This is a genomic window from Bacillus cereus group sp. BfR-BA-01355, assembly GCF_022663675.1.
GTDB lineage: Bacteria > Bacillota > Bacilli > Bacillales > Bacillaceae_G > Bacillus_A > Bacillus_A thuringiensis_S.
Map to the genome: position 1 here is coordinate 1 of NZ_JAKUFY010000153.1, position 9,584 is coordinate 9,584.

The following is a 9,584-nucleotide window of genomic DNA, read 5'->3' on the forward strand; positions in this document are numbered from 1 at the left end:
TATTAGAATCTGTTTATGTAATTTTTAAGGAAAATGTTTTTCCTATTGTCGTATATGCAATATGGAGAAACAAAAAGCTAGGAGTGGATTTGTTTGATAAAAAACCCCAAGGTTTTAATATTAACTGCACATTACGGTAATGGTCATGTGCAAGTAGCAAAAACATTAGAACAAACATTTCGCCAAAAAGGAATTGAAGATGTTATTGTATGCGACTTGTTTGGAGAATCACATCCATTTATAACTGACATTACAAAATATCTATATTTAAAAAGTTATACAATAGGAAAAGAATTATATCGTTTGTTTTATTACGGGGTAGAAAAAATTTATGATAAGAAAATAGCATCTTGGTATGCGAACTTTGGAAGAAAACGTTTGAAAACACTGTTACAGGTGGAGAAACCAGATATTGTAATTAATACATTTCCAATTATCGCTGTACCAGAATTGAAGAAACAAACAGGGATTTCAATTCCTGTCTATAACGTATTAACTGATTTTTGCGTGCACAAAATATGGATTCATCGAGAAGTAGATCGTTATTTTGTTGCAACGGATCACGTGAAAGAATTGATGGTTGATATCGGTGTACCTGCGGAACAAATTGTTGAAACAGGAATTCCAATTCGGAGTAGTTTTGAGTTAAAGGTAAATCCAGACATCATATATAATAAATATCAGTTATGTAAGAATAAAAAGATTTTACTAATTGTAGCAGGTGCTCATGGGGTATTAGGAAATGTAAAAGAACTATGCCAATCATTTATGTCAGTGCCTAATTTACAAGTAGTTGTCGTTTGTGGGAAAAATGAAGCTTTAAAACAGGATTTATTAAGTTTACAGAATCAAAATTCCGATGCATTAAAAGTGTTTGGGTATGTTGAAAATATTGATGAATTATTCCGAGTTACTTCGTGTATGATTACGAAGCCAGGCGGAATAACATTAAGTGAAGCAGCAGCGTTGCAAGTACCTGTCATTTTATATAAACCTGTTCCAGGACAAGAAAATGAAAATGCGATGTACTTTGAAAAAAAAGGAGCAGCAGTTGTCATTCGCGATGATAGTGAGGTTTTTGCAAAAACAGAGGCATTATTACAAGATGATGTGAAGCTTCTTCAAATGAAAGAAGCAATGAAAAGCATCTATCTTCCAGAGCCAGCTGGTCATATTGTAGATGCAATTTTGGCAGAAAATCATGCAGAACCGCGGCATATACCTATTAAATCACCTGCTCTTGCACAATCTTTTACTTAATATGAAACCCTCTTTGTATATGTAAAGAGGGTTCTTTATTATTTTCAAAGAAAATTCAGCTAGTTATCCACAAAAGGATTGCGTTTTCATTAAACAGTAAAGTCGGAATATTAACAACTATATCCACATTGTCCACAATTTTTAGAAAAATATCCACAATTAAAACAGCTGATATATACTTTAATATAGAAAAATATTAAATGTTTTTGAAAATTACTAACAATTTCGTTGGTTTTGTGGATAAAGTTGTCCACAGCAAAAAGGACCCTTATGTATAAGGGTCCTTTTTGCTTACTTCTATCAGTCGAGAAAATTATGTAATGAAAATGAATAATTAGGGGGGAAACTTCTAATTATTCATTTTCACTTTAAATGCTTTTCGAGCGATATCCTGCTGCACGATCTGCTTTTTGAAATTCTCGTTGATAGAGAACTTCTTGTGTACTAGATAATGTATTTTTTGCTTTATCACGTTTCTTTTTATCCATTACAAATCACCTCGTGTCTTAAAGTTACTATTTATCGTTTCCAAAGACATGAGGGGATATACGCATATGGAAAATGTTAATGATTGATTATCATTTCAGAAAATTTAGATTATGCTTCTTTTAATTGATGAGCATCTTGGAAGGTTGTATCTCGCATTGTAGCAAGTGTGTATTGATCTTTTGGAATTTCATATAAGTTATATACTTCTTCGTTTGCGTTAATTTCATCATATACGGCTTTTCTTGTTTCGTTTGCTAGATTTACATATTGCAGTTTTTCTGCAGCTTTAATAGAACGAATATTTATTTTACGAATACGCATGAAGATTGTTTCAATATCTAATTCATAGAAAAGTTCACTAAAAAATGAATCTTTTGCTAATTTATTATAGCCTTTTCCATGATATGGTTTGCCGAGCCATGTCCCGAGAAACCCAGCTTTTTCTTGCACATCAAATAAAGTAATTGTTCCGATGGGGTTACCCCATTCATCTAAAATTGTGCGTGAAATTAATTCACCACGCTCTTCAGCTTCAATTGTTTGTTTCGTTAAGAATAAATATTCTTCATAAGAATAAGCCTTTTGACGCACAAAAGGGAAGACAGCTGGATCCACCATTAACTCGTATAGAACGTGGCTGTCGTGTAAGTCGCGTTTTTTCAACATACTAACTCCTCCTCACACGAGGGTAGCATGACGAAAAAACACCCCACCCTCGAAATTTTTATATCAATCTTTAAAAAATTTCGGGGTGGGAATCGAACCCACTAGAACCAGTTTCTAACGCTGGTGGCGCACCATTTGCCTTCCCCATTCATCAATTTGAAAATGATAATCACGACACAAATTGATTATGGTTTCATTCAGTTTATAATCGTATAATACTTTATCTAGTCAAAAAAATAAACTAGTTTTTTTTATTTTTTTTGTAAATTATTTTTCCATCAATCATAGTTAGTACAGGCTTGGCTAAATAATGAAAAGGATGATGAGTCCATAACACGAGATCGGCGTCTTTTCCAACCTCGATACTTCCAATTCTATCCTCTAAACGCAAATTTCGCGCTGGGAATATGGTGATTCCTTCTAGTGCTGTTTTCTCATCTAACCCTTCTCTTACTGCAACAGCAGCACAAATATTTAAATATTGAATGGGTGTATAAGGATGGTCTGTCGTTATAGAAACTTCCACACCATTTTTGGATAATATATGGTAAGTATCCCATGTCTTGTTTTTTAGTTCGATTTTAGAACGGCGTGTCAGAGTGGGACCAACTGAAACCTTCAAATTGTGTTTCGAAAGCTCTTCAACAAGAAAGTGTCCTTCTGTACAATGTTCAATACGTAGATCGAGGTTGAATTCCGTTGCAAAGCGTAGGGCAGAACTAATATCATCTGCTCGGTGAGCGTGGATACGTACGGGTATTTCACGACGTAATGCTTTTAAAATAGGAAGCATTCGAAAATCAGCTTCGTGCCCGTAGTGTTGTGCTTCATAGAATGATTCCCGTAGTAACCCCATAATCCCCATACGTGTTATGGATTCTTTCGTTCCATTACTATGGACCTTTTTAGGATTTTCTCCAAAGGCAATCTTTAAACCAGCAGGTTCTTGAATAATCATATGATCAATACAAGTTCCAGCTGTTTTTATTACACAAGTAGTACCCCCGATAATATTTTGACTACCAGGCATAACGTGAACGGTTGTAATTCCATTTTGCACAGCGTCTTGAAAGGCAATATCGAAAGGGTGGATACCATCTAAAGAACGAATATGTGGTGTTGAAACTTCAGATGTTTCATTGGCATCATTTCCAGCCCAACCAGTACCTTCATCATAGAGACCAAGGTGAGTATGGACATCAATAAAGCCAGGTAAGAGATGGAGTGCCCGTGCATCTATAACGGTCATATCTTGAGTAGGTTGAATAAAAGGTTTGACCTCGGTAATTCGCTCTTCTGTAACGAGTACATCGCCTTGAAACTTTGGAGATGTAATAGGGTATACAATGGCTTGTTTGAGCAATATTTTCATAGGTACCTCATTTCTGTTACTTTATAATGCTAATGGAAGTTAAGGGAAAGTAACTGAAAGGTTATTTGTATGGTAATGCTTCGGATCCTAGAAAATGAAAGTTTTAAAAGGGCCCATGTAAAATTTTGTTTTAGAAGTACTACATTGTATGCGAAAGTATATTTTGTAATGCATGGTCTATTGCCGGAAATGTGTATTGGTATCCATGTTTAATTGCTTTACTAGGTAATACATGTTGCCCTTCTAGTACAAGTATGCTCATCTCACCTAATAAGGCGTGAAGCATAAATGAAGGGACAGGCAGCCAATGTGGTTTTCTCGTTGCGGCAGCGATGGTTTTTCCAAATTCCTTCATTCTTATAGGTGTTGGTGCTGTCATATTAAGAGGGCCATCAATTTCTTTTTTGTGTATGATGAAATCCATCATACGAACGACATCGTCTATATGAATCCATGATAACCATTGCTTCCCAGAACCAATGGTGCCGCCGATATAGAATTGATAGGGAAGTAACATCTTTGGCAAGGCTCCGCCATCTGCACCTAATACAACGCCAAATCTTGTGTAAATTGTTCTTATTCCGAGAGAACATGCTTTAGCTGCTTCTTGCTCCCATAAAAATACTGTTTCTGCTAAAAAATCATTTCCGGGAGTTTCTTGTTGCTCAGTAAAAGACTCTATTTCAGATGTTCCGTAGTATCCAATAGCACTTGCATTAATAAATGTATGTGGTTTTGTTTCCATTACTTGTAGTTGTTGAATAAGTCCTTTTGTTGTTTGAATTCTACTGTTTAATATTGTTTCTTTTTGTTTTTTTGTCCATCTACTATTGATAGATTCTCCAGCTAGATTAATGACTACATCGATAGAGGAGAGTGGAAAGGTAGATAAATCTGGTGTCCAGTGTACGTATTGAAGGTTATGGTTTGAGGTTCTAGTAGTTTTCTTTCGAGTAAGAATGTAGACCATATATCCTTTTTGAATAAAAAAAGTAGAGAGGTATTTACCAATAAAACCAGTGCCACCAGAAATTGCGATTTTCATAATCATTTCCTCCTCATTATATATATTCTTGAAAAGAAAAAATGTTCCTCGACTATGTTAAAATAATAGGGAGGTGAGAGTATGGCTGTCATTACAAAAATAGAAGTACAAAAGCGATCGAAAGAACGATTTAATATTTATATTGATAAAGGCCAAGGTGAAGAGTACGGGTTTAGTGTGGATCAAGTAATCTTAATGAAACATGGATTACAAAAAGGCTTAGAAATTGATGAAATAGAGTTAGGAAATATTTTGTACAATGAAGAGGTACAAAAAGCATATTTACAAGCAATCTCCTATTTATCCTATCAAATGAGAACAAAACAAGAAATAGAAGATTTTTTACGAAAAAAAGAAGTGGGACAGGCCATCATCTCTGAAGTCGTTTCGAAATTATTACATGACCGATATATTAATGATAAAGAGTACGCGGTTTTATATACGCGAACGCAAAGTAATGTGAATCGAAAAGGTCCAACTGTTATTAAAAGAGAGTTGTTAAATAAAGGTGTTCAGGATTTAATTATTATGCATAGTTTACAAGAATATCCGAAGGAAAAGCAAATTGAGAATGCCTTGTTTCTCATAGAAAAGAAAAAAAAATCTTATCAAAAGCATTCTTTTTTACAAATGAAGCTAAAGTTGGATGAGATGCTTGTTCGAAAAGGGTATTCTAGAGAAGTAATTCAAATTTGTTTGGAAGAATTGAAAGACGAAAGAGATGACGAAAAGCAACAAGAAGCGTTACACTATCATGGGAATAAGTATTATGAGAAATATAAGAAGTATGATGGATGGACATTTGAAAACAAGATGAAACAAGCGTTATATCGAAAAGGATTCTCTATTGATGAGATAGAGATATTTTTACAAATGAAACGTGAAGAGGGATGAGGGGAATAATGAGATGAATATGCCAAAACGCTACAGTGAAATGACACCACATGAGCTTAGAGAAGAAATTGGGGATTTGAAGGAGCAAGCAATAAAGGCTGAACAGCTTGGAATTGTAAATGAGTTCGATGTATTAATGAGAAAGATGGCAATGGCTCGCGCTTATATGACTGATATAAACAAATTCCATATTGGTGAAACATATGAATTAATAGAAGAACCTGGTATATTATTTAAAATTACTTACTTCAATGGGGTATTCGCTTGGGGTTATAAACAAAATGATAATGAAGAGATTGGAATACCAATTTCCTTATTGCAAGAAAAATAAAAACCAGAGAGCAAATATCTCTCTGGTTTTCATCTTTGGTAGGCGTTAAAGGAGATAGGAGATTCTAAAATTGGCGTTTTTTACATTCGTTGGCCAATATAATGAGAGACTGGGTTTGCTGCGTCTGTCCGTTAACTTGCGCTTTCGCATGTTTCGGACGAGTCCACGTATGGTTAAATAATTCAGAACGACTATCTAAACGATCACGGTAGCTCATCTTTATCACCTCGTGTAGGAAGTTAATTTTTTAGGTTGTAACTGTATTACTCTTCCTGCTGATTTGCAGCACGCATACGTTCTTGTGGGTGCGTGTTAATTGTGCCGTTAGGTCGCTTCGAAGCGAAGCGTGATTTCGCTTTCGGCTGACCGTCGATTTTGCTGTTGTTTTTTGACTCAGACCAAAATTCGGCTTGTTTACCCATTGCGAACGCCCTCCTCATCATCAGTTGATACCTCTTTAAGAAGTATCACTTATAGAATGTGCAAAACAGAAGAAACTATCCTTTAGAAATGAAGGGATAAATAGGGAAAAGGAGATTAGAACATGAATGATATTTATGAAGCATTAACGAAAGAATTATTAGATAAGAATGACAAGCTTTCTTACGGACAAGCACGTGCGTGGGTTGAATTACTTTGGGAAGATTTTCAAACAACTTATGCAAAATCAGGGCGTTATCAAGGTGAGGAAATGACTGAGCAAGTGGTACGATCATGGATTAATAATCATGGTGTACGCCTTCATGAAATGCGTACAAATAATCCGAAGTATAGCCATTTAATTAATCAAGAAGATCATTTGAAACATTAAAAAAAGCGACTTAAGTCGCTTTTTTTAATGTGGAAGTAATTCCAGCTTTTTTCGAAGTTTTTCTTCACTAAAAATCCATCCTGTATAGGAACTAATAATATTTAAATTATGGTCGAGCTGAACAATCGCGACAAATGGATAATAATCTTTACTGCGATACCGTAAATCAATGAATCGTACTTCATAATAATGATCATGATCAAAAATATCCCAGCGATATACAGGAGAGAAAGATAGGAAGGCCGAGATGTTTTCATCTTGTTTAGCTGCTCGCATAATATCATTTTCTGGGAACGGTACCCGATCGAATTTGTCATATATCATGATGTTACCACGGTGCCATCTCGCAACGTAGTAATAATCAGCTGTAACGACTGCTAAATGATAATGATAAAATCGGTAAGAAGGAGAAATGATAATCTTTTCGACATTTTTGAAACGTTTGTGTACAACGCTTCTTATATTTCGGTGCATCATAACCCGTCCGATATAGTAAATAATCATTAATATATATGCTGCTAAGGCTGTGTATCCTTTATGAGAACCGACGAGCATGCAAGCAATTGCAAGTATATGGATAAAGAAAATTACGGTATCAAATGTATTAATCACGCCGAGTGCGACCCATTTTTTTGTGAAAGGCCGTAATGCTTGTGTACCATAGGCGTTAAAAATATCGACAAAGACGTGAAGGAAGACTGCAATAAATGACCAAAGTAGTAGATGAAGATATGGAGCGTCTGAAAAGAAGGCGAAAGAGATGCCACTTATAAGAAATGACCAAAGAATTACCGCGGGAATGGAATGAGTAACTCCGCGATGATTTCTTATATATTTAGCGTTATTACGCAATTTTAAAACTGTGTCAATGTCAGGAATGTTGGAACCAGCAATTGTAGCAAGCATAACAGCTTGTGGGCCAATATCACTTTGTGCTATAGCTGGATCTAATGTTGCTAAGCTACCTAAAGTGATACCCATAACAAGGTGAGTGGCTGTGTCCATAAAAATCCACCTCCGTTTTTTATTAATGTAACTCTTTTTATTCGATACCTCAAGTCCTTTGCCTTCAATTTCCTATGTCATCTTACTTAAATTTTTTCCTAAAATCTTTATAATAGTACTTATATGCAAAAAAATGAGGGGGATCAAGTTTGACACTTGAAATACTAAAAAAATTTAATATAGAGCAGTTTCAAAATGATTTAATTGGTTGGTTTGAAGAGGAGCAGCGCGACTTACCATGGAGAAAAAATAAAGATCCATACCGCGTTTGGGTTTCTGAGATTATGTTACAGCAAACAAGAGTAGAAGCCGTAAAACCATATTACGCAAATTTTATGGGGAAGTTTCCTACACTTGAAGCGTTAGCGAACGCAGATGATGAAGAAGTATTAAAAGCATGGGAAGGTTTAGGATATTATTCTAGAGCACGTAATTTACATGCGGCAGTAAAAGAGGTAAAAGAAGTATACGGCGGGGTTGTACCAAGTGATGTAAAGAAAATTGAAAAGTTAAAAGGAGTCGGACCATATACAAAAGGTGCTATTTTAAGTATTGCATATGGTATACCAGAGCCGGCAGTTGATGGAAATGTTATGCGTGTATTATCTCGCATTTTATCAGTATGGGATGATATTGCAAAACCGAAGACTCGAAAAGTTTTTGAAGAGATTGTGCGTGAAATTATTTCAGTAGAAAACCCATCTTATTTTAATCAGGGATTGATGGAATTAGGTGCACTGATTTGTATTCCTAAAAATCCATCGTGCTTACTTTGTCCTGTACGTGAGCATTGCAGAGGATATGCTGAAGGTGTTCAAAAAGAATTACCAGTAAAAAGTAAAGCGAAAGCTCCTAAAATGGTACCTATTGTTGCAGGAGTACTTCAAACTGAAGACGGTCGTTACGTTATTAATAAACGTCCAAGTACAGGTTTGTTAGCTAATATGTGGGAGTTTCCTAATGCTGAACTTGGAGAAGGTATTCGAAATCAGAAGGAACAGCTTATAGATTATATGAAAGAAAAATTTGAACTCGCGGTTTCTATTGATGAATATGCAATGAATGTACAACATACGTTTACACATCGTACTTGGGATATATTTGTATTTTATGGAAAGGTAACTGGCAATATTGTTGATACAGATACATTGAAATTTGTATCGAAAGAAGCATTTGAGCAATTACCTTTTTCGAAATCGCATCGTACTATTTACGAAAATTGCGTGGAGAAAATTACAATACAATAAATAAAAAAGTGTTCCCAATCTAGGGAACACTTTTTTAGTCGTAAGAAATTTTTGTCCCATGAGTCCAACTAGCTTCACCTTCTTGTAAGCCGCCTCTTGATTCAATTTCTACTACAATTTCTTTGTAAATACTTTGACCTTCTGCATTTAAATAAGGCAGAATCTGTTGTAGTGAGTGATGAAAATAAGCTAATTCATCTTCTTTCCATTCATGTTTTGAAACCATTGTTAGTTCAGTCATATCGCGTCCTATATACATATTTCCACCTCCATTTCTTATAGTTTGAATAAGTAACAAAATATATATGCGGAAATTATTCAAAATAAAATTACGGATAGCCTCTAAGTGAATTGGTTACATTATTGGTTGTGGAGGTGAGAAAGATGAGTAAAAAACAACAAGGTTATAACAAGGCAACTTCTGGTGCTAGCATTCAAAGTACAAATGCTAGTTATGGTACAGA

Annotated in this window: 13 protein-coding genes and 1 pseudogene; 6 read left to right on the forward strand and 8 right to left on the reverse strand. The window is 35.1% G+C overall.

All coding sequences use genetic code 11. From position 1 onward, the window contains the following. Nucleotides 1-93: 93 nt before the first annotated feature. Nucleotides 94-1,260 (forward strand): diglucosyl diacylglycerol synthase, encoded by a 1,167-nt coding sequence (locus tag MR167_RS28780; protein ID WP_000594686.1) that lies wholly within the window; start codon nt 94-96, stop codon nt 1,258-1,260. A gap of 368 nt (nt 1,261-1,628) precedes the next feature. Here the strand turns inward: MR167_RS28780 and MR167_RS28785 are convergent, their stop codons facing one another. From MR167_RS28785 to MR167_RS28800, 4 genes are all read right to left on the reverse strand, one after another. Continuing rightward, on the reverse strand, nt 1,629-1,748 hold the full coding sequence (locus MR167_RS28785) for a YfhE family protein (protein ID WP_000358482.1): 120 nt from the start codon (nt 1,746-1,748) through the stop codon (nt 1,629-1,631). 109 nt (nt 1,749-1,857) lie between these two features. Next, complete coding sequence (locus tag MR167_RS28790; protein WP_000914737.1) at nt 1,858-2,415, reverse strand: GNAT family N-acetyltransferase; 558 nt, start codon at nt 2,413-2,415, stop codon at nt 1,858-1,860. A gap of 241 nt (nt 2,416-2,656) precedes the next feature. Next, nucleotides 2,657-3,787 carry an amidohydrolase gene (locus MR167_RS28795; protein ID WP_000698293.1) on the reverse strand — a complete coding sequence of 377 codons (1,131 nt, stop codon included), beginning with the start codon at nt 3,785-3,787 and terminating at the stop codon, nt 2,657-2,659. Nucleotides 3,788-3,926: 139 nt separating this feature from the next. Continuing rightward, the gene (locus MR167_RS28800; protein WP_000684386.1) at nt 3,927-4,832 is read right to left on the reverse strand and encodes a TIGR01777 family oxidoreductase; all 906 of its coding nucleotides are present in this window, start codon (nt 4,830-4,832) and stop codon (nt 3,927-3,929) included. Between the two features lie 81 nt (nt 4,833-4,913). Here MR167_RS28800 and recX point away from each other — a divergent pair, with 81 nt between their 5' ends. Both recX and MR167_RS28810 read left to right on the forward strand, forming a co-directional pair. After that, nucleotides 4,914-5,726, forward strand: a complete 813-nt coding sequence (gene recX, locus MR167_RS28805; RefSeq protein WP_000268512.1) for a recombination regulator RecX — start codon at nt 4,914-4,916, stop codon at nt 5,724-5,726. Between the two features lie 13 nt (nt 5,727-5,739). Beyond that, on the forward strand, nt 5,740-6,057 hold the full coding sequence (locus MR167_RS28810; protein WP_001057028.1) for a YfhH family protein: 318 nt from the start codon (nt 5,740-5,742) through the stop codon (nt 6,055-6,057). Nucleotides 6,058-6,121: 64 nt separating this feature from the next. Here MR167_RS28810 and MR167_RS28815 read toward each other — a convergent pair whose 3' ends face one another. Together MR167_RS28815 and MR167_RS28820 are read right to left on the reverse strand one after the other, a co-directional pair. Beyond that, on the reverse strand, nt 6,122-6,274 hold the full coding sequence (locus MR167_RS28815; protein WP_000122093.1) for a YpzG family protein: 153 nt from the start codon (nt 6,272-6,274) through the stop codon (nt 6,122-6,124). A 46-nt stretch (nt 6,275-6,320) separates the two neighbouring features. After that, on the reverse strand, nt 6,321-6,479 hold the full coding sequence (locus tag MR167_RS28820) for a small, acid-soluble spore protein K (RefSeq protein ID WP_000517891.1): 159 nt from the start codon (nt 6,477-6,479) through the stop codon (nt 6,321-6,323). Between the two features lie 122 nt (nt 6,480-6,601). Between MR167_RS28820 and MR167_RS28825 the strand changes: the two genes are divergently transcribed. Then, nucleotides 6,602-6,868 (forward strand): YfhJ family protein, encoded by a 267-nt coding sequence (locus MR167_RS28825; RefSeq protein WP_000998159.1) that lies wholly within the window; start codon nt 6,602-6,604, stop codon nt 6,866-6,868. 24 nt (nt 6,869-6,892) lie between these two features. On the opposite strand, the gene MR167_RS28830 is transcribed toward MR167_RS28825, so the two are convergent. Further along, complete coding sequence (locus MR167_RS28830) at nt 6,893-7,873, reverse strand: metal-dependent hydrolase (RefSeq protein WP_000379114.1); 981 nt, start codon at nt 7,871-7,873, stop codon at nt 6,893-6,895. 149 nt (nt 7,874-8,022) lie between these two features. Between MR167_RS28830 and mutY the strand changes: the two genes are divergently transcribed. Further along, nucleotides 8,023-9,120, forward strand: coding sequence for an A/G-specific adenine glycosylase (mutY, locus tag MR167_RS28835; protein ID WP_000171380.1), 1,098 nt, complete (start codon nt 8,023-8,025; stop codon nt 9,118-9,120). 34 nt (nt 9,121-9,154) lie between these two features. On the opposite strand, the gene MR167_RS28840 is transcribed toward mutY, so the two are convergent. Next, the gene (locus tag MR167_RS28840) at nt 9,155-9,379 is read right to left on the reverse strand and encodes a hypothetical protein (RefSeq protein WP_000275441.1); all 225 of its coding nucleotides are present in this window, start codon (nt 9,377-9,379) and stop codon (nt 9,155-9,157) included. A gap of 110 nt (nt 9,380-9,489) precedes the next feature. On the opposite strand from MR167_RS28840, the pseudogene MR167_RS28845 reads away from it, so the two are divergent. After that, nucleotides 9,490-9,584: pseudogene (locus MR167_RS28845) on the forward strand (gamma-type small acid-soluble spore protein); the annotation flags it as partial.